23 protein-coding genes are annotated in these 25,330 nt (G+C 66.3%); 14 read left to right on the forward strand and 9 right to left on the reverse strand.

Annotation, left to right across the window (positions count from 1 at the left end; translation table 11 throughout):
- Positions 1-70: 70 nt before the first annotated feature.
- Entirely contained in the window at positions 71-1,825 is a 1,755-nt protein-coding gene (gene ctaD / locus AB0H50_RS24730; RefSeq protein WP_357456839.1) for a cytochrome c oxidase subunit I, read from the reverse strand.
- 398 nt (positions 1,826-2,223) lie between these two features.
- Here ctaD and AB0H50_RS24735 point away from each other — a divergent pair, with 398 nt between their 5' ends.
- Positions 2,224-2,958 carry a TetR/AcrR family transcriptional regulator gene (locus AB0H50_RS24735; protein ID WP_357456840.1) on the forward strand — a complete coding sequence of 245 codons (735 nt, stop codon included), beginning with the start codon at positions 2,224-2,226 and terminating at the stop codon, positions 2,956-2,958.
- A gap of 42 nt (positions 2,959-3,000) precedes the next feature.
- Here AB0H50_RS24735 and AB0H50_RS24740 read toward each other — a convergent pair whose 3' ends face one another.
- From AB0H50_RS24740 to AB0H50_RS24750, 3 genes are all read right to left on the reverse strand, one after another.
- Complete coding sequence (locus AB0H50_RS24740) at positions 3,001-3,990, reverse strand: diiron oxygenase (RefSeq protein ID WP_357456842.1); 990 nt, start codon at positions 3,988-3,990, stop codon at positions 3,001-3,003.
- Between the two features lie 123 nt (positions 3,991-4,113).
- Positions 4,114-4,809 (reverse strand): WHG domain-containing protein, encoded by a 696-nt coding sequence (locus AB0H50_RS24745; protein WP_357456844.1) that lies wholly within the window; start codon positions 4,807-4,809, stop codon positions 4,114-4,116.
- A 108-nt stretch (positions 4,810-4,917) separates the two neighbouring features.
- The gene (locus AB0H50_RS24750; RefSeq protein ID WP_357456846.1) at positions 4,918-5,601 is read right to left on the reverse strand and encodes a MerR family transcriptional regulator; all 684 of its coding nucleotides are present in this window, start codon (positions 5,599-5,601) and stop codon (positions 4,918-4,920) included.
- Positions 5,602-5,700: 99 nt separating this feature from the next.
- Here AB0H50_RS24750 and AB0H50_RS24755 point away from each other — a divergent pair, with 99 nt between their 5' ends.
- Positions 5,701-7,434 (forward strand): GMC family oxidoreductase, encoded by a 1,734-nt coding sequence (locus AB0H50_RS24755; protein WP_357456848.1) that lies wholly within the window; start codon positions 5,701-5,703, stop codon positions 7,432-7,434.
- A gap of 448 nt (positions 7,435-7,882) precedes the next feature.
- Positions 7,883-9,073: a lipase family protein gene (locus AB0H50_RS24760; protein WP_357456992.1), complete on the forward strand. Its 1,191-nt coding sequence runs from the start codon at positions 7,883-7,885 to the stop codon at positions 9,071-9,073.
- Positions 9,074-9,209: 136 nt separating this feature from the next.
- Here AB0H50_RS24760 and AB0H50_RS24765 read toward each other — a convergent pair whose 3' ends face one another.
- Positions 9,210-9,950 carry a hypothetical protein gene (locus AB0H50_RS24765; RefSeq protein WP_357456850.1) on the reverse strand — a complete coding sequence of 247 codons (741 nt, stop codon included), beginning with the start codon at positions 9,948-9,950 and terminating at the stop codon, positions 9,210-9,212.
- 331 nt (positions 9,951-10,281) lie between these two features.
- On the reverse strand, positions 10,282-11,256 hold the full coding sequence (locus AB0H50_RS24770; protein WP_357456851.1) for a YncE family protein: 975 nt from the start codon (positions 11,254-11,256) through the stop codon (positions 10,282-10,284).
- A 421-nt stretch (positions 11,257-11,677) separates the two neighbouring features.
- Here AB0H50_RS24770 and AB0H50_RS24775 point away from each other — a divergent pair, with 421 nt between their 5' ends.
- The gene (locus AB0H50_RS24775) at positions 11,678-13,513 is read left to right on the forward strand and encodes an acyl-CoA dehydrogenase (RefSeq protein ID WP_357456852.1); all 1,836 of its coding nucleotides are present in this window, start codon (positions 11,678-11,680) and stop codon (positions 13,511-13,513) included.
- A gap of 210 nt (positions 13,514-13,723) precedes the next feature.
- On the opposite strand, the gene mftR is transcribed toward AB0H50_RS24775, so the two are convergent.
- Positions 13,724-14,434, reverse strand: coding sequence for a mycofactocin system transcriptional regulator (gene mftR, locus AB0H50_RS24780; protein ID WP_357456854.1), 711 nt, complete (start codon positions 14,432-14,434; stop codon positions 13,724-13,726).
- On the opposite strand from mftR, the gene mftA reads away from it, so the two are divergent.
- The 6 genes from mftA to AB0H50_RS24810 all read left to right on the forward strand — a co-directional run bounded on the left by mftA (position 14,415) and on the right by AB0H50_RS24810 (position 18,672).
- On the forward strand, positions 14,415-14,525 hold the full coding sequence (mftA, locus tag AB0H50_RS24785) for a mycofactocin precursor MftA (protein WP_357456856.1): 111 nt from the start codon (positions 14,415-14,417) through the stop codon (positions 14,523-14,525). The genes mftR and mftA overlap by 20 nt on opposite strands.
- A complete protein-coding gene (gene mftB, locus AB0H50_RS24790; protein WP_357456858.1) occupies positions 14,515-14,805 on the forward strand; it encodes a mycofactocin biosynthesis chaperone MftB in 291 nt (96 codons plus the stop codon). The genes mftA and mftB overlap by 11 nt, the downstream gene beginning before the upstream one ends.
- A gap of 19 nt (positions 14,806-14,824) precedes the next feature.
- Positions 14,825-16,021, forward strand: coding sequence for a mycofactocin radical SAM maturase (gene mftC / locus AB0H50_RS24795; protein WP_357456860.1), 1,197 nt, complete (start codon positions 14,825-14,827; stop codon positions 16,019-16,021).
- Positions 16,022-16,854: 833 nt separating this feature from the next.
- A complete protein-coding gene (locus AB0H50_RS24800) occupies positions 16,855-18,096 on the forward strand; it encodes an oxygenase MpaB family protein (RefSeq protein WP_357456862.1) in 1,242 nt (413 codons plus the stop codon).
- Positions 18,097-18,118: 22 nt separating this feature from the next.
- A complete protein-coding gene (locus AB0H50_RS24805) occupies positions 18,119-18,331 on the forward strand; it encodes a hypothetical protein (RefSeq protein ID WP_357456864.1) in 213 nt (70 codons plus the stop codon).
- On the forward strand, positions 18,331-18,672 hold the full coding sequence (locus AB0H50_RS24810) for a hypothetical protein (RefSeq protein ID WP_357456866.1): 342 nt from the start codon (positions 18,331-18,333) through the stop codon (positions 18,670-18,672). The genes AB0H50_RS24805 and AB0H50_RS24810 overlap by 1 nt, the downstream gene beginning before the upstream one ends.
- Before the next feature lie 88 nt (positions 18,673-18,760).
- Here the strand turns inward: AB0H50_RS24810 and AB0H50_RS24815 are convergent, their stop codons facing one another.
- The gene (locus tag AB0H50_RS24815; protein ID WP_357456868.1) at positions 18,761-19,528 is read right to left on the reverse strand and encodes an IclR family transcriptional regulator; all 768 of its coding nucleotides are present in this window, start codon (positions 19,526-19,528) and stop codon (positions 18,761-18,763) included.
- Between the two features lie 83 nt (positions 19,529-19,611).
- Here AB0H50_RS24815 and AB0H50_RS24820 point away from each other — a divergent pair, with 83 nt between their 5' ends.
- The 4 genes from AB0H50_RS24820 to AB0H50_RS24835 all read left to right on the forward strand — a co-directional run bounded on the left by AB0H50_RS24820 (position 19,612) and on the right by AB0H50_RS24835 (position 23,439).
- Complete coding sequence (locus AB0H50_RS24820) at positions 19,612-20,493, forward strand: amidohydrolase family protein (RefSeq protein WP_357456870.1); 882 nt, start codon at positions 19,612-19,614, stop codon at positions 20,491-20,493.
- 129 nt (positions 20,494-20,622) lie between these two features.
- Positions 20,623-21,966, forward strand: a complete 1,344-nt coding sequence (locus AB0H50_RS24825; RefSeq protein WP_357456872.1) for an MFS transporter — start codon at positions 20,623-20,625, stop codon at positions 21,964-21,966.
- 93 nt (positions 21,967-22,059) lie between these two features.
- Positions 22,060-22,710, forward strand: coding sequence for an MspA family porin (locus AB0H50_RS24830; RefSeq protein ID WP_357456994.1), 651 nt, complete (start codon positions 22,060-22,062; stop codon positions 22,708-22,710).
- A 69-nt stretch (positions 22,711-22,779) separates the two neighbouring features.
- Entirely contained in the window at positions 22,780-23,439 is a 660-nt protein-coding gene (locus AB0H50_RS24835) for an MspA family porin (RefSeq protein WP_357456874.1), read from the forward strand.
- Between the two features lie 371 nt (positions 23,440-23,810).
- Here the strand turns inward: AB0H50_RS24835 and AB0H50_RS24840 are convergent, their stop codons facing one another.
- The gene (locus tag AB0H50_RS24840) at positions 23,811-25,316 is read right to left on the reverse strand and encodes a long-chain fatty acid--CoA ligase (RefSeq protein WP_357456876.1); all 1,506 of its coding nucleotides are present in this window, start codon (positions 25,314-25,316) and stop codon (positions 23,811-23,813) included.
- Positions 25,317-25,330 lie beyond the last annotated feature (14 nt).

Genomic DNA, 25,330 nt, shown 5'->3' on the forward strand with positions numbered 1-25,330 from the left:
CCCCCGCACAGCCGAAGGCCGCGGATACCGGAGCTGTTGCCGGTGTCCGCGGCCTTCGTGAGTGACGCGCCTAGGCCTCCCGGTCGGCCGCCGTCGCGGCCGGTTCGCTGACGGCTTGGCCATGCCGCGGCGCGCCCCAGCCCACGTGCGCTTCGGCGCGCATGCGGTCGACCATGTGCGGATAGTGCAGTTCGAATGCCGGTCGCTCCGACCGGATCCGGGGCAGTTCGAAGAAGTTGTGCCGCGGCGGCGGGCAGGTGGTCGCCCACTCCAGGGAGTTGCCGTAGCCCCACGGGTCGTCCACCGTGACGGGTTCGCCGTACCGCGCGCTCCGGAAGACGTTCCAGATGAACGGCAGCAGCGAGGCGCCCAGGATGAACGAGCCGATGGTGGAGACGGTGTTCAGCGCGGTGAACCCGTCGGAGGGCAGGTAGTCGGCATAGCGGCGGGGCATGCCCTCGTTGCCGAGCCAGTGCTGCACCAGGAAGGTCATGTGGAAGCCGACGAACGTGGTCCAGAAGTGCCACTTGCCGAGCCGTTCGTCGAGCATGCGGCCGGTCATCTTCGGGAACCAGAAGTAGATGCCCGCGTACGTCGCGAAGGCGATGGTGCCGAAGAGCACGTAGTGGAAGTGCGCGACCACGAAGTACGAGTCGGAGACGTGGAAGTCCAGCGGCGGGCTGGCCAGGATCACGCCGGACAGACCGCCGAACAGGAACGTGACGATGAAGCCCACCGAGAACAGCATGGGCGTTTCGAAGGTCAGCTGACCGCGCCACATCGTGCCGATCCAGTTGAAGAACTTCACCCCGGTCGGCACCGCGATGAGGAAGGTCATGAACGAGAAGAACGGCAGCAGCACCGCGCCGGTGGCGAACATGTGGTGCGCCCACACCGCGACCGAGAGCGCGGCGATGGCCAGCGTCGCGTAGACCAGCGTCGTGTAGCCGAAGATCGGTTTGCGCGAGAAGACCGGGAAGATCTCCGAGACGATGCCGAAGAACGGGAGCGCGATGATGTAGACCTCGGGATGGCCGAAGTACCAGAACAAGTGCTGGTACAGGATCACGCCGCCGGTGGCCGGGTCGTAGATGTGGCCGCCCAGGTGGCGGTCGTAGGCGATGGCGAACAGCGCGGCGGTCAGGACCGGGAAGGCGAGCAGGATCAGCACGCTGGTGACGACGATGTTCCAGGTGAAGATCGGCAGCCGGAACATGGTCATGCCCGGTGCGCGCAGCACGACCACGGTGGTGATCATGTTGACCCCGCCGAGGATGGTGCCCAGACCCGAGACGGCCAGGCCGAGGATCCACAGGTCGCCGCCGACGCCCGGCGAGTGCATGATGTCGCTGAGCGGCTGATACGCGGTCCAGCCGAAGTCGGCCGCGCCACCCGGCGTCACGAAACCGGCGGTCGCCATGGTCGCGCCGAACAGGTACAGCCAGTAGCTGAGGGCGTTCAGGCGCGGGAAGGCGACGTCAGGGGCGCCGATCTGCAGCGGCAGCACGATATTGGCGAACGCGAACACCACGGCCGTCGCGTAGAACAGCAGCATGATCGTGCCGTGCATGGTGAACAGCTGATTGAACTGCTCGGTGGACAGGAACTGCAGACCGGGCCTGGCCAGTTCACCACGCATCAGCAGCGCCATCAGGCCGCCGATCATGAAGAACGACATCGACGTGACCAGATACATCTGGCCGAGCATCTTCGGATCGGTCGTGGTGACCAACTTCAAGATGAACGACCCCTTCGGCCCCACCCGCTGCGGGTACGGCCGGACGGCCTCGAGTTCCGGCTCCGGCCTGGGAGCTACGGCAGTCACCACATCCTCCTCGCGCGTCAGATTCCGGTCCGGAGGATGTGTCGCCGGTGCGGATCCCCACGGGTCGAACGACGGCGAGCATACGCCGGGCAATTCCGCAAGAGTGGAGATTCGGCCAGTTGTTGTCGTGTCGTTGTCTGCCGCGCGAACAGCGGAAATGCGAACCGACCGGTCTGCCTCGGGTGGCAGTTCGCACCGCTCCACCGCGACACACCGCGCCGACCGTGATCCGCCGGACAACCCGGCATCGCTCGGTTATGGTCGGCAGGTCATGACCGCCGGGCTCGGTGTCCTCGCGACACCACCCTGCGGGTCCGGCGGTCATGCACCATTCCTCCCCCGCGGCCTCGGAATCGGCAACGCCGCCCCGGGTCTCGCCCGTGCTCTAGACTCGAGCCGTGCCGACGTCCTCGTCACCCGCCCCGCAGCCGATCGGTGGCAGGCAGGCCCGCTGGCAGCCGCACAACGACCGGCGGCGCGACCGCATCGTGACGGCCTTGATCGAGCTGATCGAGGAGACGCCGATGGGCGTCGAGGTGCCGATGCAGCAGATCACCGAGCGCTCCGGATTGTCGAAATCGGTGGTGTACCGCCAATTTTCGGGTCGTGACGAACTGGACCGGCGCACCAGGACGGCGATCGGCGATCGGTTCACCGACGACATCGACACCGCGCTCGACATCTCCGACGGTTCCATCCACGTCATCTTGGGCCGCACCATCGCAGCGGTCGTGGATTGGATCGATCGGCACGCGCGTCTCTACGACTTCCTGCGGCACGGCCCCGCGCTCGGCGACCCCGACGACGTGGACGCTGTGAGCAGCCTGAAAGACCGGATCGCGGGTCGCACCCGCCGGCTGGTGTCCGGTCTGGCCGGGGTGGTCGGCGTGGTGGACGAGGCGGCCGCGGACACGATGACCTTCGCGATCGTGTCCATGACCGAAGCCACCGTGTCGCGCTGGGCGCGCGACACGGCTCGCGCCATGGGTCGCGACGAGCTCGTCGCCGAACTCGCCGGTTACGCCTGGAGCGTGCTGGACGGAGTGGCGCGGGCGCACCGGATCACCCTGGATCCCGACGAACCGCTGCTCGCCGCGCTCGCGCGGCTGTCGAGCATCGACACCGCGCCCTGAGCCGCATCCGGCCCGTGCGCGGACGCGGCGCGCGAAAAGCGCTCAGGCGATGCGACGTTCGGGCTCGCTGCGGTAGCGCGCGGCGTCGCCGTCGATGTGCAGTATCGACCACACCCGCCTGGTGACCGGGTTCATCAGGCCCAGGTCGCCCGCGAGCTTACGAATGTCGCCGAAGTAGCCGGACAGGATCCGGCGCGACTGCGGCCCTTGCCAGAACGCCTCGCGGAACACCTCACGCGGGATGTCGAACTGCCTGGCGAACGAACGCGACGGCACCATGATCTCTCCGGCCAGCCAGCGCATGGCCAGCGGAAACGCCAAGGCGCACACGGCCTTACCCGCCGGGCTCAGCCGTTCGATGTGCGCCTTCAGGAACTCGTTGGCGAAGGAGATGTGCCGCGCCTCCTCGGCGATGTGGATCTCCATGGTGCGCAGCACGGCGGGCGGGATGTTGCCGCCGTCGCGGATGATCGCCTTCTGGTAATGGTCGATCGGCTCCTCGCCGCCCAGGATGCCGATGAACAGGATGACGTGCGCGTAGCCGCCCGCCACGCCGATCAGCGGGGACAGCGTGCGGAAGATCGGCCGCATGCCGGGCACGTCGTCACCGATCCTGTTGACCAGCTCCTGGAACATCTGGATGTGGTTGCACTCTTCGGTCATCTCGTGCAGGCAGTAACGGAACTCCGGGGAGCCGTTGGGCAGCTTCATGATGTAGTGCATCATCCCGCGGATCAGCACGCTCTCGAAGGCCGCGCCCACCTTGATCACGTTCGCGGTTCGCCACCGGCCGATCTCGATCTGCCGCTGCCGCGGCAGGTTCCGGTACCAGTCGGTCGCGCCGAGTGGATCGAATTCAGGGGACAGGATCCACCGCGGATCGTCCTTGTCGATCGCGAACTCCGGACCGTCCCAGTCGATGTCCAGGTACGGGTCGAATTTCCGGTGCACCGAACCCTCCGACAGGGTGTCCAGCGTCTCCCAGTACTCCCGATCGAACAGTCCGGTACGAACCGATTCGGACAGCGTCATCGATGCCTCCTCGCTCCTGCCGGCGCTCGGCGCCGGCACTGCGCACGCTCCTCGCGTGGTGCAAATCAGAATATCTGGGACTGGCGGTCCCACACAATGGGGCGGGTGAGGTTTGTCCGGATATCAGCCGCGGAAGCCCAGCAGATCCAGCAGGTTGTCCAGCATGAGCTCGAACAGTTCGGCGCGGTCGGCGAAGGTGTCGCGCCCGTACATGTCGAACACGTCGAAGTTCACCGCGCCGAAGAGGGCACTCCAGACCGAGACGCCGCGTGCCACCAGCCAGTCCGGCACCTCCAGACCGAATTCGTCGCGGACGCCCGCGAAACTGCCCGCCAGCGCGGTGGACACCCGCACCGGCCGGCTGGGCTCGGCCAAGAGACCCGCCCGGTAGGCGTCGGCGAAGACGCGCAGCAAGGCGGCGATCACCCGCACGCCCGGGTCGACGGTCTGCTCGGCGGGCGCTTCGTAGCCCGGCACCGGCGAGCCGAAAAGCAGTCCGTACCAAGCGGGTTCGGCCAGCGCCCAGGCGCGCACCGCACGGCCCGCGACGCGCAGCCGTTCGGCCGGATCGTCGGGCGCGCCGACCAGGGCCGCGTCCACCGCGTCACCGAGCGCGTTGTAACCGTCCACCACGAGCAGGGTCAGCAGCTCGTCGCGGCTGCGCACGTACCGGTACACCGCCGAGGACACCACGCCGAGATCGCGGGCGACCGCCCGCAGCGAGAGCGCCGCGGCGCCGTGCGTGGCGAGGTGTTCGCGGCCGATCCGCTTGATGTCCTCCATCGTCTGGGCCCTTGCCCTGGCGCGCGGCGTCGTCATGGCAGCCACTTTATGGGCGTACCCCCGCCTCCACTCCAGGCCATGCGCCATCTATCGGCGGACTCGGTCTGGCAGCGTCCGATCCGATGAACAAAGCTCGCGGTTTCGTCAGCCGTCCAGTTCGCGGACCGCGCGCTCGATTTCGTCGGCCAGGGTCGCGCCGCCGACCTCCCAGGCGGCGGCGCGGAAGCGCTCACGGAACCGGCTCAGGTCGGTGCCGATGCCCTCCCCGCCGTAGCTCGTCGCGGCCGCGTCGCGAAAGGTGCGCACCATCTCGTCGGCCAGCTCGGCGATCCTGGCGCGGATGAGCTTGCGCAGGGCGCCGGCGAGGGTGATGTCGGTGCCGACGTCGTAGAGAATCAGCGCGCCTTTGAGCATCGGCTGGTCGGGGATGCGCCAGCCTTCCTCGCACCGTTCGACGTACTGCGCGGCGATGAGCTCGTCGAGGACGTCGGCTCGGCGATCGCCGAGCAGCGACGACAGTTCGTCGTCGTCGATGACGACCGACTGGTCAGCTGCGCCCGCATACCGCGGATCGAGCACCGACCGCCAGTCGGCGTTGACGCCGCGCTGCGCTTCGGCGTCGAATACCTCGCGGATCGCTTCCAGGCGCAGCCCGCGCGCCTGCATACCGGAGATGTCGCGCAACCGATCCAGATGCTCGTCGGTGTACACCGCCTCCTTGCCCACGCGGCCGGGTTTCGGCAGCACACCGAGCGAGTGGTAGTAGCGGATGGTGCGCGCCGGTACGCCGCTGAGGTCGGCAAGCTGGACTCGGCTGTATCGGGACACGCGAATCAGCATAGATACCCGGCCGGATCTTCGTTGACAGCTCCTACTGTCCGCATTAGCGTAACGCGCGTCACTGTCGACTGTCCGAGGAGTTCCCGCATGTCCCAGCGAGCAACCGACTTCGATGTGCTCATCGTCGGTTCCGGTTTCGGCGGGAGCGTCACCGCGCTGCGCCTGGTGGAGAAGGGCTACAAGGTAGGCGTGCTCGAGGCGGGACAGCGCTTCGCCGACGACGAGCTGCCCAAGACCAGCTGGGATCTGCGTAAGTTCCTCTGGGCGCCCGCCCTCGGCTGCTACGGCATCCAGCGCATCCACCTGCTGCGCGATGTGCTGATTCTCGGCGGCGCCGGTGTCGGCGGCGGTTCGCTGAACTACGCCAACACCCTCTACGTGCCGCCGGAGCCGTTCTTCCAGGATCCGCAGTGGCGCGACATGACGGACTGGCGCGCGGAGCTGACGCCGTACTACGAGCAGGCCCAGAAGATGCTCGGCGTGGTGCGCAACCCGCACATGACGCCCGCGGACGAGATCTTCAAGAAGGTCGCCGAGGACATGGGCGTCGGCGACACCTTCGTGCAGACCCCGGTCGGCGTGTTCTTCGGCGAGCCGGGCAAGACCGTGGCCGACCCCTACTTCGGCGGCGTCGGACCAGAACGCACCGGCTGCGTGGAATGCGGCGACTGCATGGTCGGCTGCAAGTTCGGCGCCAAGAACACCCTCGTGAAGAACTACCTCTACCTGGCCGAGCAGGCAGGCGCCGAGGTCGTCCCGATGACCACGGTTACCACGCTGCGGCCGCTGCCCGACGGCACCTGGGACGTCGAGACCAAGCGCACCGGCGCGCTGATCCGCAAGCAGCCCAAGACCTACACCGCCGCGCACGTGGTGCTCGCCGCTGGCACCCGCGGCACCCAGAAGCTGCTGTTCGACATGCGCGACAAGGGCGTGCTGCCCGGCCTTTCCGATCGCCTGGGCGTGCTGACCCGGACCAACTCCGAGTCGATCGTCGGCGCGGCGACCAGGAAGGTGACCCCTGGCGTCGACTTCACCAAGGGCGTGGCGATCACGTCGTCGATCCACCCGACGCCCGACACGCACATCGAACCCGTCCGCTACGGCAAGGGCTCCAACTCGATGGGCATGTTGCAGACGCTGATGGTCGACGGCGGCGGTCGTATCCCGCGCTGGCTGCGGTTCGTGCTGCTGGTGCTGCGCCACCCGCTGCAGCTGCTGCAGTTCCTGAGCACCAAGAACTGGAGCGAGCGCACCATCATCTCGCTGGTGATGCAGCACCTGGACAACTCGATCACCACCTACACCAAGCGCGGCCTGTTCGGGCGCAAGCTCACCTCGAAACAGGGCCACGGCGAGCCGAATCCGACGTGGATCCCGGTAGGCAACGAGGTGACCCGCAAGGTGGCCGACGAGATCGGCGGCATCGCAGGCGGCAGCTGGGGCGAGATCTTCAACGTCCCGCTCACCGCGCACTTCCTCGGCGGCGCCACCATCGGCGCGGACCCTGCGCGCGGCGTCATCGACGGCTACCACCGCGTCTTCGGCTACCCGACGCTGAGCGTGGTGGACGGCGCCGCGGTCTCCGCGAATCTCGGCGTGAACCCGTCGCTGACGATCACGGCCCAGGCCGAGCGCGCGGCCGCCTTCTGGCCGAACAAGGGCGAGGTGGACACCAGGCCGCCGCAAAGCGCCGGGTATCAGCGCATTTCGCCGGTCGTCCCGGCCACGCCCGTGGTACCGGCCGGTGCGCCCGCCGCGCTCGTGCTGCCGATCACGCCGGTGCGCCCCGCCGACCAGGAGGCGCCGGCCGCGGGCTGATCGCGATCGGATGACGGCTCCAGTGCGGCCCGTGGCCATATTCGGCCACGGGCCGCACTGTCGTCAGATGAGATAGCTCCACGATCGCCTTAAAAGTGCGCGAAACTCATCCGGCCAGCTCCGCTACGGGCATGGCCGAACGGATTGGGATCGATGGCCGCGGCATGTGCTGATGTCCGAAGATCCACCACGTCGATCGAAACCGCAGCTACAGGGTCGACTCATGCTCGCTTTCACCGAATCGTTCTACCCAGGATCGCCGATTCCGGAGTCGATTCGGCACTTGCGCGCCCGGTGTTCGGCTTACCCTTTGACGTGTCGCTGAACATTTGCTGACAAAGGCACTCGAATTCAAGATGGCTGGTCGACGAATTCCCTGCACAATCCGTGGAGGTCAACACTCGTGACTCGTCCGTTTCTTCGTCTTCTCGGCGCCAAGCGCAACCGCGTGACCGACGTACTCGGTGCACTCGGAGGTTTAGCAGTCGGGCTGCTGCTCGTCGCGACAGCGACCGCGGAACCGTTGTATCCGCGGCCCGATCCCGACCCGTTCTACGCCGCCCCGCCGGATCTGGCAGCGCACCAACCCGGTGACGTGCTCGACGTGCGGGCAATGCCGCCGCTGCTGCTCTTTCCCGGCGCCACCGTGCGGCTGGTCGAATTCCGGTCCACCGACTCGCACGGCGCGCCGATCGCGGCCACCACCACGATCGTCACGCCGGCCGGCAATCGGCCCGACGCGCCGCTGCTGTCGTATCAGCATTTCATCAATTCGCTCGGCACCGACTGTGCCGTATCGCGCAAGCTCTACACCGGCGATCTGAATCTGACGACCACGGCGCCGTTCCTGAACGTGTTTCTGCAGCAGGGCTGGAGTATCGCGCTGCCGGATCATCTCGGGCCGCAATTCGCCCTCGGAGCAGCCCGGCTGGGCGGTCAAATCACCTTGGACGGCATCCGTGCGGCCAAACGACTACCCGAGCTCGCCACGCAGGGCAGCCCGGTGGTGATGGCCGGTTACTCCGGCGGAGGCATCGCCACCTCGTGGGCAGCGGCGTTGCAACCGTCGTACGCGCCGGAGCTGGCACTCGCGGGCGCGGCCATCGGCGGCGTTCCGATGAACCTGGTGACCATGGCGGAGGCCGTGCGCTACGGTTCGCATCCGGCCTTCGGACTGGTAATGGGGGTGGCGATGGGTCTGGAACGGGAGTATCCGGACCAGGTGGCGCTCAGCTCGTACCTCAATCCGCGCGGTCTCGCGGTCCGCGAGGCCTTGGCCAACAGCTGCACCAACGAAATCCTCGCCATGGGCGCCAACACCGGTGTCCGCGATTACGTCGCCAACACCTCGATGTTCGACAGCCCGGAAGCCCGGGCGGTGGTGGAGGAGAACAGCCTGGAGCTCTACCCGGGAGTGCCGGAAGTACCGATGTTCGAATGGCATTCGCCGACCGACCCGCTGATTCCGATCGACGCCATCGTCAACACCGACAGCCGCTGGTGCAGGGCCGGGGTGCCGTTACAGACGCTGCGAGTGTCCGCACCCGAACACCTGTCCGCCGCGATGATCGGTGCACCCGAGGTGCTGTCCTGGCTCGGCGCCCGGGTTCGCGGCGAGCCCGCGCCGTCCAACTGCTGACGAATCGAGGGTTCGAGACCGGCGGCCATACCGATAAGGAACAGCCGCCGGCCTCGTCGATGCTGCCGGAGTTGTCGGCCGTGCGCCGCCCCTGAACATCCTGGGCAGCCGCACGCGATCTACGCGTCGTGGATGGTCAGAACGAGTCTGCTGACACGTCCATGTCGTTCGGCGGGTTGCCGAACAGGACGAAGGTCTGACCATCCTCGAACCGAATCTCGCCGCCTTCGAACTCTTGAAGGAAGCGCCCCGGCGCATCGCCTGCCTGCTGGTCGGTGAACGGGAAGCCCAGATCCCCGCTCTCGCTTCCTTTGTCTTGGTAGGCAATGAAAATGGGCCCCGACACCTCGAAAGTGCCCAACCCCTTCTTGAACCATAGGCCGCTCGGAATTCCGGGTAGTCCGCCTCCAGAACGCAGCCGCATTGCCCCCTTGGTTCCGAGGATGGGTAACGTCGGCGAATCGTGTTCGCGGCCGGTCGCGTTTCGCACTTCGGCCGCCTTTCCTGCCAGCTTCGCGTCACACAGATCGAAGAGGACGCAATGGCGATCGAGTTTCGCGAGCGTACGGGGGCCCGTGAGTCCGTCGATGAAACCGTTCGGGTCGCCGGGCGGAAAACGGATGTCGTAACGCGTCTTGTAGGCCTTCACCGTTTTCGTGGTCAGTGGCCCGTAGGTGCCGATGACGAACTGGGACCGATCGGAGACGGGCGGGTCGATCCGTTGCGTCCAAGTCAGGTCGAACAACGCTTGCTGCACCTTCTTGACGCTCTCCGGCGGGCTCCCCGCCTGGAGCTTTTTCGTCCCGGTATCCGGATCGTTGAGAATCTCTTCCAGTAGCGCGTCCTCGTCGAAACGCCATGATACAAAGCTTGCCACCATATCCTCCGCTCTTCGTGACTGCCTATGCCGCGGCACCTCGCGAGCAATGGCCGAACCCGTTGGCCGGGTGCCGGTGCGATAAGGAGCGAAGTTCCTCGGATCCGCCCGCCGAAGCGCGTGATGACACGATGCACTCACGGCGCGAACAATTCCTGCGTACCCCACTACTCGAATCGCGGAGCCTCCGTGCATCGACGCTCGCCCGGGCGCGAGCCCAGGTCGGTTGATTCGAATTGGATTGCGGGTTGTTTTCTATACGGTTATGGCTGAACGGCTTTGACGAACGGTCATTTGCGAGAGACCGCGTTCTGGAGAATGTGCGGCGATGTCATGGATCGATGACGGTCACAGTGCCCTCGGCGCTATTGGCGACGTAGGCTTGGCCGGTCCCCGGGTCGACCGCGACCCCGGCCGCGCGCGAGCCGGCCTCGACTGTGGCGGTGACGGTATTGGTCAGCGCGTCGACCAGCGACACGGCACCGCCGTCGTGGGTGACCCAGATCCGGTCCACGGGACCGGCGGCCACGCCGAACGGTCGTGGGCCGACGTCGACCGCCGCGATCTCTACTTCCTCGCGAATTACCGAAAGCGTGCCGGACTTGGAGTTGGCGACATAAGCCAGTGGTTGCGTCGGATGAGTGGCGACGCCCACCGGCCGCGGGCCGACCGGGGCGAGCGCACGGCGGCGAGGGAAACCCGCACTCGTGTCGAAGATCGAAACACTATCGGCGGCCGGATTGGTCACATATACGAACCGAGTCGTGTCGGATGCGATTGCCACCCCGTGCGGGCTGCGGTCGGCGCCGTCGAAGACGAAGGGATGATCGCCGCCGTCGAAGAAGCTGCTGCGGTCAGGTAACTGGCCGCCGTGATCGATCTTCGCGACCCCGCCCATACGGTTGATCACGACCACCATGGCCGCGGGATGCAGATTCACCAAGCCGACCGGCTGCGGTGGGCCGCCGGCGTTCGTATCGAGCTCGATCGTGGCCTTCACTGTGCGGTTGCGGTCGATAACGGTAATGGTGCCGTCGCCGCTGTTCGCCACGAAAACGCCGGTCTGCGGATCGAACGTCACACCTGTCGGACGTGAGCCGACAGTCACCGTTGCGATGACAGACTTTGTTGCACATTCGATTATCGACACAGTGTCGTCGTCGGTATTCGTGACCCAAACGTGGTCTTGAAATGCTGCTAGACACGTCGGCCTGGCCCCGACAGCGATTGTCGTAACAGTTCTCATTCGATCATTGTCGTAGGAGCGGGCCGAATCGGGGCCGAATCGACAGATCGAAGAGGACACGATGGCGATCGAGTTTCGTGCGCGCCGGACTGGAGTCGCCCGCGGTGGAGATCGTCGATGATGTGGTGACCGATGACGGCGGGCTACCTGGCCGGACGAGGCGCGGTCGCGCCCAGACTGTCCTCGTCACCGGCGCCAGCCGAGGCGCATCTGGCGATCGCACGCGGATCGGCCGTGGAAGGCGTGCGGGTCGGCAGCGCCGCAGGATGATCTCGGCGATAATCCCTCGGTAACTTCCATTCCCGAATACCGAGAGGTACTCCTTTAGTTCGCGCATCAGACAGAAAAGATACTCTCTAATAGCCAGTAACTTACGACTGCCTTTCGAGCTTCCTGCCTGCCAGAATTTCGGCTGGGCGTGATCGTGCGCGCCCGGCAGATCTCGGCAACCAGGCCGAGAATCGTCGGAAGGACAGGGCCGATGGGGCACTACAAGAGCAATGTCAGGGACCTGGAGTTCAACCTGTTCGAGGTGTTCGGTCTCGAGGAGGTCTTGCGAACCGGAGCATTCGGCGACCTGGACGGCGACACCGTGCGGACGATGCTGACCGAAGCCGCCCGACTGGCCGAAGGACCGGTCGCCGATTCGTTCGCCGAGACGGACCGCAATCCGCCGGTCTTCGATCCACAGACGCATTCGGTGCGATTGCCGGACGCGTTCAAACGGTCGGTGCGCGCGTGGTACGACGGCGAGTGGTGGCGCGTGGGCAAAGCCGAGGTGGTCGGCGGCGTTCCCGCGCCACGCATCTTGAGTTGGGCTATCAGCGAATTCGTCCTCGGAGCACAGCCCGCGGCCTACATGTACGCGGGCGGACCCAGCATGGCCGACATCATCAATGGCATCGGCACCGACGAACAACGCCATTGGGCCGCGCTGGCGGTACAGCGGCGCTGGGGCGCCACCATGGTGCTCACCGAACCCGACGCCGGCTCCGACGTCGGCGCCGGCCGCACCAAAGCGATCCAGCAAGAAGACGGCACCTGGCACATCGAAGGCGTCAAACGCTTCATCACCTCCGCCGACTCCGACGACCTCTTCGAAAACATCATCCACCAAGTGCTGGCACGCCCCGAAGGCGCCGGACCCGGCACCAAGGGACTGAGCCTGTTCCTCGTGCCTAAATACCACTTCGACAGCGAGACCGGCGACCCCGGTGACCGTAACGGCGTTTTCGTCACCAACGTCGAACACAAGATGGGCCTCAAAGCCTCCGCCACCTGCGAGCTGACCTTCGGCGGCCACGGCACCCCCGCCAAAGGCTGGCTCGTCGGCGAAGTACACAACGGCATCGCACAAATGTTCAAAGTCATCGAAGAAGCCCGAATGATGGTCGGCACCAAAGCCATCGCAACCCTGTCGACCGGCTACCTCAACGCCCTCGACTACGCCAAACAGCGCGTGCAGGGCAGCGACCTCACCCAGATGACCGACAAGACCGCCCCCAAAGTCACCATCACCCACCACCCCGACATCCGCCGATCACTGATGATGCAGAAAGCCTACGCCGAAGGCCTGCGCTCGATCTACCTCTACACCGCCGCCCACCAAGACCCACTTGTCGCCCAGCATGTCTCGGGCGCCGATACCGAACTCGCCGCCCGGGTCAACGATCTACTACTGCCGATCGTCAAAGGCGTCGGCTCCGAGCGGGCCTACCAATACCTCACCGAATCCCTCCAATGCTTCGGCGGCTCCGGCTTCCTCCAGGACTACCCCATCGAGCAATACATCCGCGACGCCAAAATCGACTCCCTCTACGAAGGCACCACCGCCATCCAGGCCCAAGACTTCATCTTCCGCAAAATCGCCCGCGACCACGGCGTCGCACTCGCCCACCTCGCCAGCAAGATCCAGGAAACCGCGAACTCCGACACCGGAAACGGCCGCCTCAAAGCCGAAAAGATCCTCCTCGCCACCGCACTCGAGGACGTACAGGACATGGTGGGCCAGCTCACCCAGCACCTGCTCGACGCGGAGGAGAACCCCGCCGAGCTGTACAAGGTCGGCCTGGAGTCGGTGCGTTTCCTCCTCGCCGTCGGCGACCTGCTGGTCGGATGGCGTCTGCTCGTTGCCGCCGAGATCGCGATCACGGTGCTCGATTCCAGTGATAGTGGCGCCGACCGCGCCTTCTACGAAGGCAAGCTCGCGGTCGCATCCTTCTTCGCCAAGACCGTACTGCCGCGCCTGAGCGCCGACTGGGCCGTCCTGTCCGAGATCGACGCTTCGATCATGGAACTCGACGAAGCCGCGTTCTGAGGCGTCGGACGCCCGATGGGCCCGGCCGACCGCATCGTGCTACCCCAAGTCGGCCGGGCCGGCGAGCGATCGTATTCGCTGACCTCGAGGTCGCTGACCCGGCCACGTGCCTGGGGCCGGGAGCAATGATCGAAACCTTGGAGCTGGCGGCGCCAATCCCCTTGTGAAGCTATGCAAGGACGAGTTCGGTGAACCCGAGAAATTCCGGCGCTATCGCCGATCCTCCGTCATGAACCCTGTCGCGAGACCGCGCAGTGCCTTGTCGAGCACCTCGGCGAGGTCGGCCCCTTCTTCGGCCAACCAATACTCATAGGCCGCGATGGCGACGCCCAACGTCGAGTATCCGACTGCCTGCGGCACAAGATCATGTGCCGGAAGTCCGAGCCGACGCCCGACGAACTCGGCGACGACATCCCGCCAATCTCGATAGCGCAGTGTCGAATGCGCTTGCAGGGCAGGCACTTTCAGGATCAGCTCCATACGCTTGCGATGCCAGGGCTCCTGATCGGCATCGAAGCGGTTGAAATCCACCACCACCGTTCGCACCGCGTCCATGATCGGCTGGTCCACCGGACAACGAGCGAAGTCCTCGCGCATGCGCTGCAACCCCTCGCCGAAGTTGCCCCAGACGACATCGTTCTTGGAGTCGAAGTATCGGAAGAACGAGCGCTTGCTGATACCGACCGCCGCGGCGATGTCCTCGACCGTCGTGGCGTCGAATCCGTCGCGCTCGAAGAGGTCGAACGCGGCTCGCTCCAACTCGCCCGCAGTGGTGGCGCGGCGTCGCCCGCGTCTGCTGACGTGCCCTTCGGAGGATTGCGTCGCCATCGCCTCTTCCATTTTGTCACCTGATGTCATTATGCTCGGGGTCACATTCTCACCAAACCGGAAGGAGACCGTCTTGAGCGAGCCCGCAACCAACCCGACCGTATCCCGCGCCGACGATGCCCTCATCGAGGAGGACCTGCTCGTCGAGGAGGTCTCGATCGACGGTATGTGCGGTGTCTACTGAGTTCGAGGTCTTCGATCCGGCTCGGCCTTACGCGCTCGCGGCGTCGGTGACCCTACGCCCCGAGCCGTTCGGCGCTCTGGTCTACGACTACGCGACGCGCCGGCTTTCGTTCCTCAAGACGCCACTGCTGGTGGCGCTCGTGAAGGAACTCGCGGACAGCCCGAATGTGACCGCCGCGCTGGAGGCGGCCGCGGTCCCGGCCGACGAGCACCGCCCCTATCTGCGCGCCCTCGCCGGCTTGGCCGAAGCAGGCACCATCCGGCAGCGAACCACCGAGTGACCCGCGAACAGGAACCCCGATGAAACTGGTCGAACATTTCAAACATGGCTTGGACGCGCCGATCTGCCTGACCTGGGAGCTGACCTACGCCTGCAACCTCGCCTGCGAGCACTGCCTGTCGTCATCCGGCCGACGGGATCCCCGCGAGCTGAGCACCGCCGAATGCAAAGCGGTCATCGATGAGCTGCAACAAATGCAAGTCTTCTATGTCAACATCGGCGGCGGCGAACCCACTGTTCGATCCGATTTCTGGGAACTGCTCGACTACTCCGTCGACCACAACGTAGGAGTGAAGTTCTCCACCAACGGTGTGCGGCTCACGCCGGAGCGGGCGCGACAGCTGGCCGCCACCGACTACGTGGACGTGCAGATCTCCATCGACGGTGCGACTGCGGAGGTCAACGACGCGGTGCGGGGTCCGGGCTCGTTCGCGATGGCTTACCGGGCGATGGAGAACTTGGCAGAAGCCGGCTTCGAGAACTTCAAGATTTCCGTGGTGATGACCCGTCACAACGTCGGCCAACTCGACGAATTCAAAGCCATCGCTGATCGTTTCGGCGCGCAGCTGCGCATCACCCGATTGCGGCCGTCCGGACGCGGCGCCGACGTATGGAATGATCTGCACCCCACCACCGAGCAGCAGCTGCAAATCTACGACTGGCTGGTCGCCAACGGCGAGCGGGTGCTGACCGGAGATTCGTTCTTCCACCTCAACGCGCTCGGCTCGACCCCGCTTCCCGGGCTGAACCTCTGCGGCGCGGGACGGGTGGTCTGTCTCATCGATCCGGTCGGCGACGTCTACGCCTGCCCGTTCGCCATCCACGACCAGTTCCTCGCGGGCAATGTCCGAAGCCCTGGCGGATTCGAAACGGTTTGGCGGACATCGGAATTGTTCACCGAGCTACGGCAACCGCAAAGTGCGGGCGCGTGCAGTTCGTGCTCGGCGTACGACGCTTGCCAGGGCGGCTGCATGGCGGCCAAGTTCTTCACCGGCCTTCCCCTCGACGGACCCGACCCCGAATGTGTGCGCGGCAATGCCGAACTCGCCCTGGCGGCCGTCGGAACCCAGGGCGCGCGACCCGCGCCGGACAAAGACCATTCCCGGCGCAGCAGCAGGCCCAACCGTGCCGTCGGATTGGGGATGCCATCCGCCCGCAATGCCGTCACCGCATCGACTCGCGCCTGTGACACCAGCCCGCTGGCGGATCTGCGCTGACCGGACGTTTTCCCGCGGTGATCGCCAATTCGCGACTCGACCGCCGCACGCGATTGTTTCGCGGCGGTCGAGTCGTGCTCGGCGGGGCGCCGCTCCAACTATTGGTTCTGGTGGCGGCTGCTCGACGCCGGACACACCGTCCGCTACCAACCCGAATCGATAGTCGAGCGCGAGCCCCCGTCACACTGTTTCGGCTTGGCCACGTCAGCGATTCGACTACGGCACCTCCGCCGCCCCTCTCGCACAACGACATCCACGGCTGACGCACTGTGCGGCCCCCGACTCCGGCAGCCCTGCAATACATCGCCGCCACCACTCGAGCGGGTACGCCACACCGGTGCAGGTGCTGCCAGGGCGCCGCTGCGGCCGGCTCGGCGGCAGCGGGCCTCCCCCGCCAGGACGAGTCGGCGGTGGGATAGCGCAGCGAGTTCCGTTGCGGGCCAGGATGACTCAGCCAACCGGGCGACAGCGGCGTGACCCGACCACCGCACATCGCAACCTCGCCGCTTGCCGCGATAAGTTATTCCACATTTCTCATCGATTGCGCAGCGCATACGCCGGGGCTGCACATTGACCGTCGGCGCCCTTGCGTCATCGTGAGGCGCGGCAAAGCGGTCAAAGATGTGCCGGACGTACGGTTTACAGTCGATTGACCACAGCAGGCGCAGCCAGCTTCGGGTCGAACAGGGCACATCGAACGCACGTTGAGCAAAACGCGGACAGCACGCCCGCGAGCTGTTAAGTTACTAACTATTCCTCAGATTCCAGCACCGAGTGCAGTGGCTGTTCTCCGTGGGATCGAAGTCTGCTCGTACTCGATGAGGAGTGACGTCATGGATGGACTCAACAGGCGTAATGCGTTGAAGGCCAGCGGAATCCTGGGCGCGCTCGGCGCCTTGGCGATCGTTTCGCCCGCGCGGGCGGAGCCGTGGACCTGGTCACCGCAGGGCTCGGTCGCCGGATCCGGTTCCGGTGCCGACCCGATGACGGTGTGGGATCCCGAGGCCGACGAGTTGGTCGCCGGATTGATCGAGAGGGGCGAAGTCCCCCGGGTCAACGAGTTGTTGCGGACCTGGACCAGGAACGGTCAACCCTTGCCCGACGGATTGCCGTCGGAGTTGCGGGATTTCATGGAGTACACGCGTCAACTGCCGCAGTGGACCGATCAGGCCAAGTTGGGTACCGCGATCGAGTTCAACAAGAAGCGTGGACTCTATCTCGGTGTGCTCTACGGGTTCGCCAGCGGCATGATGAGTACCGTCATTCCCAAGGAGGCACGGGCGGTCTACTACTCCAAAGGCGGTCAAGATCTCAAGGACCGCATCTCCAAAACCGCCAAACTCGGGTATGACATCGGCAGCGCGAACGCCTACGCCCCCGACGGGGAGATGGTCGTCACCTGCGTCAAAACCCGGCTGGTCCATGCGGCGGTGCGGCATCTGCTGCCACAGTCCCCGCACTGGGTGCGCTCCGCCGAGGAGGACATTCCGATCAGCCAGAACGACATCATGGTCACCTGGCACAGCCTGCCCACGACCGTCATGAAGCATCTGACCGCCTGGAAAGTGCCGATCCCGGTGCACGAATCGGAGGCATTCCTGCACTCCTGGCAGGTGGCCGCGCACATGCTCGGCGTCCGCGACGAATACATCCCGAACTCGTGGGACGAAGCCAACTCCCAAGCGGCGCAGATCCTCGATCCCATCATCGCGCCGACGCCCGAGGGCGCCAAGCTGGCCGACCGGCTGCTCGGACTGGGCGCCAACATCGACTTCGCGATCCTCAGCAAGCCGGTCCTCGGAGCGTTCACCCGCTTCCTGCTCGGTGACAAGATCGCCGACGGCCTGTCCATCCCGAGGGAACCGGTCTGGGACCCGCTGCTCCGGTTCAGCTGGGGTCCCTTCATTGCCGTGCGCGAGGGGCTGCTCACCGCTGTACCGCTAGCGGCGGATCCCTACTGGCTCCTCGACGAATTCCTCCGCAAAGCCGCCCTGATCTATCTCGCTGAACTGCGAATGCCGATCAGCATCGAACTCCCGACGATGAACCGCGACATGAACCGGCCGCCACGTTGAACGACGGTCGGGTACTGAAACGATGCCTGCCCCTTCATCTTTCGAGCCCACGCGGGAGCCGCGTGAGGCCGCGCCGATCTATGTGCAGATCGGCGGCCTGACCGCCGCCGTGACCGCCGCGGGAGTGCCGCTGGAACTGGTGGTCCAGATCATTGCCGCAGTGTCACCGCTACCCGATGACATCATCTCGAACCCGGTAACCGAACGTCCATTCACCAACAAAGGAGCGCGATGATGCGCACTACCCTTCGCCTTGCTTCCGCCTGCATCGCGGTGGCCTGCCTCGTCGGCACCGCGGCGGCCGCGACGGCCGAACCCAGCTCCGCCCCGCCCTCCGCGCCGGTGGCCGCTGCCGAAGCCGGAACCGGATCGGCGGCGGCGGACGCCGGATCGGCGGCGGCGCGCTCGGCCGTGGGATTTTTCGAGCGTGGCGACATCATCGGAATCATCGTGCTCCTCGGCGTCACCCCGTTTCAGATGCTGACCAGTGGCATCTGCGATCTGGCCACGATGTCGGCACTCCCGAATCCGTGCGCCCCTACCCGATACGTGAAGACGAGTCCTGTCTCGAATTAGGGTGCTGCCGGGCGACCCGGCCATCGACCGGACCCCAGATGCCTTCTCGCTCAGAGCATCTGCGCATCCACTGCTGTCCGCATCCCGGTCAAGCACTCACGCGCGTCTGAGCCGTGGTTCCGAACATGCGGGAGATCCCCCGACCTGCCGCGTGCAGAGCCGGAACCGCGGTCCGAGCCGACGCGTCGTTGGGGACAACGACCGACAGCGCCGCAACGACCCGCCCGCCCGCGCGGACCGGAACCGCGATACCGGTGGCGCACTCGTCGACGAACCCGGGGCAATAGGCCAGGCCGGTGCGCCGGATCTCGCCCAGCGTCGTGCGCAGCAGATCGGGGCTGGTGATCGTGTGTGGCGTCAGCGCCCGCAGCGGACTCGACAGCACCGATTCCTGCAGCTCGCGAGGGCCGTGCGCGAGCAGAACCAACCCGCTCGAGGTCGCGTGGAGCGGGAGCCGCCCGGCGACGCGGACCCGGTTGCGGACGGCACGCGGCGCGGAGAGCCGTTCGATGTAGAGCACCTCACGGTCCTGCAGCACGCCCAGTTGCACGCTGTGCCCGACCACGGCGTGCAGATCAGCCATGACCGGATAGGCCGCGTCGTGCAGGCCGAGAGTCGGCGCGGCGCGGGAAGCGAGTTCCCACATCCGCACGCCGACACACACCCGCCGCTGGGCATCCCGCCGCAGCCAGCCATAGTCGATCAGTTCGTTGACCAGACGTGAAGCGGTCGCCAGCGGCAGATCGCTGCGCTGGGCCAGTTCGGACAGGGTCACGGCCCGATGATCGGGGCCGAACGCCTCGTAGATACGCACCACACGCGACAGCAACGATTCGCCGCTCGAGGATCGGGCCACGCTGCCGCCTCCATTCGTTCAATCATCAGCTTTGCTGATATAGATGAGATGTGTACCACTCCGAGACCACCGAGGTCAATCCTGTGACAGCAACCGCTATCGACCTCGACGCGATCACCGCCATCGATGTCCACACGCACATCCACGCCGACGACTGCGGCAACCTCGCCCTCGACACCGAGCTGATGACCGCGGCCGAGGCGTACTTCAAGACCGACACCCCGCCGCGACCCACGGTCGACGAGCTCGCCACCCGCTACCGCGCGGCGCGCATGGCCGCCGTCGTCTTCACCGTCGACGCCGAAACCGCGACCGGGCACCCGGCGCTGCCGAACGAGGAACTCGCCGCGGCCGCCGCCGCCCACCGAGACGTGCTGATCCCGTTCGCCTCGATCGACCCCGCGCGCGGGGTCGCCGGCGTGCGCGCGGCCCGCAGGCTGGTCACCGAATTCGGGGTGCGCGGATTCAAATTCCATCCGAGCCTGCAGGGCTTCGCACCCAACGACCACAGCGCCTATCCGCTCTTCGCCGAAATCGAAAGCCTCGGCGTCCCAGCTCTTTTCCATACCGGCCAGACCGGCATCGGCGCGGGACTACCGGGTGGGCGCGGGATCAAACTGCGCTATTCCGACCCGATGCTGCTCGACGACGTCGCCGCCGATTTCCCCGGCCTGACCGTCATCATGGCCCACCCGTCGGTGCCGTGGCAGGACGCGGCCATCTCGGTCGCGACCCACAAGGCCAATGTCTACATCGACCTGTCCGGCTGGTCGCCGAAGTACTTCCCGGCGCAGCTGGTGCGCGCGATCCGCGGTCAGCTCGAACGCAAGGTGCTGTTCGGTTCCGACTTCCCGATGATCACCCCCGAGCGCTGGATCCGCGACTTCGCCCAGCTCGAGATCGATCCGGCCCTGCTGCCGAACATCATGAAAGACAACGCGATCCGAGCGCTTCGCCTGGGTTGACCGCGGGTTCATAGCTGCCACAGTGCGCTGTGACCCAGTTCTCATTGAATGAAAAGATCCGTTGAGCATGCTCCCGCTGTCGCCTTTCCTGATCGGCATTCAGTCACCTTTTCGAACAGGAGCGGGTTGATGCACAACCAGCCCACAGAAATCAGCAAGCCGATCACTCCGGCAGCGGCCAAACAGGCCGCCACCGCGAGTTTCATCGGCACCGCGATCGAGTGGTACGACTTCTTTCTCTACGGAGCCGCCGCGGCGCTGATTTTCGGGCCGCAGTTCTTCCCGTCGAGCAATCCGGCGATCAGCCAGCTTGGCGCGTTCGCCAGTTTCGCGGTCGGCTTCCTGACGCGCCCGCTCGGCGGTGTCATCGCGGGCCATTTCGGTGACCGGATCGGCCGCAAACGCGTGCTGTTGATGTCGCTGCTGCTGATGGGCGGCTCGACGGTGCTGGTCGGCCTGCTGCCCAACTACGCCCAGATCGGTGTGGCCGCACCGATCCTGCTGTTCATCCTGCGCCTGCTGCAGGGTCTTGCGGTCGGCGCGGAATGGGGTGGGGCCGCGCTGATGTCGGTCGAGAACGCGCCCGCCGGACGCAAGACGTTCTACGGCGCGGCCACCCAGCTCGGTGTGCCCGCCGGCGCGATCATCGCCTACTCGGCGATGCTGCTGCTCTCGGCGGTCACCGGTGACGCGTTCGACGACTGGGGCTGGCGGATCGCCTTCGTGGCCAGCATCGCGCTCGTTCTCTACGGTTTGCGGCTGCGCCGCAAACTGGCCGAAAGCCCGCTGTTCGCCCAGGAATCCGCGCACGGCAAGACCGCGCGCGCACCGATCGTCGAGGTGCTGCGCCGTTATCCGCTCGGCGTGCTCGTCGCGATCTTCGCCTCCGCCGCCAGTCCTGCCGTCGGCTACATCGTGCTGACGTTCATCCTGTCCTACGGCACGAAAGAGATCGGCTACTCCCGTAATTCGCTGCTGATCGTGGTGATCGTGGTGAGCATTGTGCAGTTCGTCGCGATGCTGGTGCTGTCGGCCATGGCCGATCGCTGGGGCCGGAACAAGCTGATGGTGGTCGGTTCGGTGTTCCAGGCCATCGCCGCGCTGATCTTCTTCCCGATCTTCGACGCCGGCGTCGTCGCGCTCGCGATTGTGGCCTGTTCGATCGCGTTGATCGCCCAGACGACGCAGTACGCGCCGCTGCCCGCGCTGATCGCCGACCTGTTCCCGACCAGAGTGCGCTACAGCGGTTCCTCGATCGGCTACCAGTTCGGCGCCATCCTCGGCGGTTCGCTCTCACCGATCATCGCCACCGCCATCTTCACCGGCACCGGCAGTTCGCTGCTGATCGGTGTGTATCTGGCGGTCCTGACCGTGGTGTCGGGCATCGCGATCGCGATCGCACACCTGCCCGCGCTGCAGGCACGCGAGCCCGAAGCCGAGACCGAAGTCGCTTCGGCACCGGTCAATTCGTGAGACCGCGCCGCGATAAGCGGCCGAGGAGGCGCTGCCGGGGAACAGCCCGCGGCGCCTCGATATCCCATCGGAACAGGAAGTTCGAGAACTGTGATTCGTAGTAAAGCTGTGCTGACCGGCGGCAGCGTCGCCGCCGCGGTCGCCGCCGGGCTGCTCGCCACCGGCCCGGCCGTCGCCGATACCTTCGTGCCGTTGCCGGATGGTTCGAAGCAGGGTCCGGGCGTCACGGTGACGCGCACCGGGGAGCATGCGGTGATTTCACCGTCGATGGCCGCGAACGGCGTGGGCCGGGTGGTCTGGGTATCGGGCAATGCCACCGCGGATATCTCGGTCACGCCCGAGGGCGAAGTGGGCCCGAACAACGGTCCTGCCGACATTCCCGGGTCGAACAATTCGTCCACCCACGGCGCGTCGCAGCTGAACACCGGATACCTCGTCGGATGCCAGGTGAGCATCGCCGAGGACGCGATCGGCGCAGGTGTGTCGGGTGGGATCAGCACCGGCGGAGTGAGTGCCGGTGGGTCCATCGGGGTGAATCTCGGTCCGGGGGAGGTGAAGTTCGTCCAGATCGACTACAAGGACATCCCGAAGCCGGGGGTGTATTCGGTGGAATACCAGGACGCCGAAATCGAGATCCAGGGCTGTGCGGGTTACGCGCAGGCCCGCGCGTACACGGTGGTCGAGATCATCGGCGACCACTACTCCAAGACCACGCTGTACGGCGCGCCGTTCAGCATCGGCTGAGTTGTCGACACTCCGTCCTGAATTCACCTCTCGCATCGGTGAATTCGACATAGATCGAAAGTATTTGTGATGTTCAACCGTAAGAATCTGTTTCGCCTGAGCAGTGCGGCAACGGCGGTCACGCTCGGCCTGCTCGCAACCGGTGCGGCGAATGCCGACACGATCGTTGCGCTCCCCGGCGGGGAATTGGTGAAGACCCTCTCCGACGGCACCGTTGTCACGGTGCGCCTGACCGGCGAGTCGGCAACCATCAGTCCCTCGCTCGGTTCCACGCCGGTGCACCGCAATGCCTGGGTGTCCGGCAGCGCGCAGGTCGAGGTGGCAGGCGAGGGCGCCGACGGTGGGCTCATCCTGCCCGGGTATGTGGTCGGTTGCCAGGTCAACATCGCCGGCGGCGGCGTGTCGGGTGGCGTCGAAGGTTCGGTGAGTGGTGAAGGCCAGGGCGCCGCGGGCGCGAATACCGGCGGCGAACTCTCGCTGGGCCCGGGCCAGTCCACCTCGTTCTACATTCTCGATCGGGAGAAGGCCGACGACTTCGGCGCCGAGTCCCACAAGCCCTACAACGTCTTCGGCGGCACCAGCGGGTCGGTCACCTGGGCGGACCAGACGATCGGCCTGTCCGGTTGTGGCGGGTACGCGCAGGCACGGGCTTTCGTGAGTGTCGAGGTCGTCACCGAGAGTGTCACCAGCTGGGTGACCTTGTGGGGACAGCCCTTCAGCCTCGGCTGAGTTCGATACACGACCCCGCAACCGCCCCGGATGCCCTTGCAGCCGGGGCGGTTTCGTCGTATCCGGAGGCAACCGGTGGCGCGGCTCGATGCAGTCGGCGGTGACATTTGCCGCCGCCCAGCCATCGCCGTCCCTGGTTCCAGTGCCGGTGCCGGTGCGCCCATCCCGGTGCCGGTCCCCCGTCCCGTCCCCGGTGCCGGTGCGCCCGTGCCGGGTGCCGGTCGCCCATCCCGGTGCCGGGTGCCGGTGCGCCCGTCCCGGTGCCGTGACGGGCGCAGCAGGTTCTGATGCCGATGCCGGACACAGCACACGGCCCCTCGATCCCTGGTGGCGGATCGAGGGGCCGTGGTGTCCGGCATCGAGCGGGTGGCTCAGCCGTACTGCTTCTTGACCTCGGTCTTGCGGATCTTGCCCGAGCCGGTGGTCGGCAACTCGTCGACGAAGACGACGGAGCGGGGAATCTTGAACCCTGCCAAGCGTCCCCTCAGGAAGGCGAGCAGTTCGTCGGCGTCGGGCTGTGTCCCCTCCCTCGCGACGACGACCGCCCGGCCCACCTCACCCCACTTCTCGTCCGGGACCCCGATCACCGCGCAGGCCGCGACCTGCGGGTGATGGGCGATCTCGTTCTCCACCTCGGCGGGGTAGATGTTCTCCCCACCGGAGATGATCACGTCCTTGACCCGGTCCACGATGTAGGCGTAGCCATCGGCATCGATGGTGGCCACATCGCCCGAGTGGAACCAGCCGTCGCGCAACGCATCCGCGGTGGCGTCGGGCCGGTTCCAGTAGCCGCGCATCACATTGGGCCCGCTGACGAGGACCTCGCCGCGCTGCCCCGGCGCCACCTGCGCGCCGTCGGCGTCGACGACGCGCACATCGGTGAAGAACGACGGCACGCCTGCCGAGCCGAGCTTGGCTTCGGCGTGCGCCCGATCCAGGACGAGCACGCCCGGCGCGGCCTCGGTCATCCCATAGCCTTGGACGAAGCCGAGGCCGCGTTCGACGTAACGGGCGATGGTGGCATGCGGCACCGGGGCGCCACCGCACAACAGAATCCGCAGGCTGGACAGATCGGCGCCGGCCCAGCCCGGCTGCGCGGCGAGCGCGTCGAACATCGTCGGCACACCGAACATCCAGGTGACGCGCTCCTGCTCGATCAGCGCGAGCACCCTCGCCGGATCGAACTTGGCCAGCAGCACCACCCGCCCGCCCTTGAGCAGGGTCGGCAGGCAGATCATGCCGAGCGCGGCCGCGTGGAACAGCGGCGCGGCCACCAGCGACACCTCGTCACCGGCGATATCGCTCTCGACGAGCACATTGAACGAGTTCCAGGTGAGGTTGCCGTGGGTGAGCACAGCGCCCTTGGGCCGCCCGGTGCTGCCGGAGGTGTACATGATCAGGCAGTCGTCGTCGAGGCCGACCTCGACGTCGATCGGTTCGGCCGATGCGGCGGCGAGCAGGTCGTCGTAGCCGCCGACGCCACCGACGCGCACGATGCCGAGGCCTGCGGTGCCGGGCAGGGCCGCGACCGCGGCATCGTGCTCGCCGTGGTGCACGAGCACGCGCGCACCGGAATCGGTGAGGGCGTACTCGATCTCCGCCACGGCCGACCGGTTGTTCAGCGGCACGAAGACCGCGCCGAGTCGGCCGGCGGCGAAGAGTATCTCCAGGTAGACGGGATGATTCGGGCCGAGGTACGCGACCCGGTCCCCGGCGCCGACGCCGAGGGCGCGCAGGGCCTGCGCGGCACGGTCGACCCGCTCACGCAGCTGCGCGTAGGTGATCTCCCGATCATCCGCGGTGACGGCGACGGCCGTCGGTGTCATCCGGGCGCGGCGCGCAGGCCACGAGCCGAGTCCCCGATTCCGCACGTTCATCCCTCTCTTCGCGG

This window comes from Nocardia sp. NPDC050793 (assembly GCF_040654065.1).
In the GTDB taxonomy this organism is placed as follows: Bacteria; Actinomycetota; Actinomycetes; order Mycobacteriales; family Mycobacteriaceae; genus Nocardia.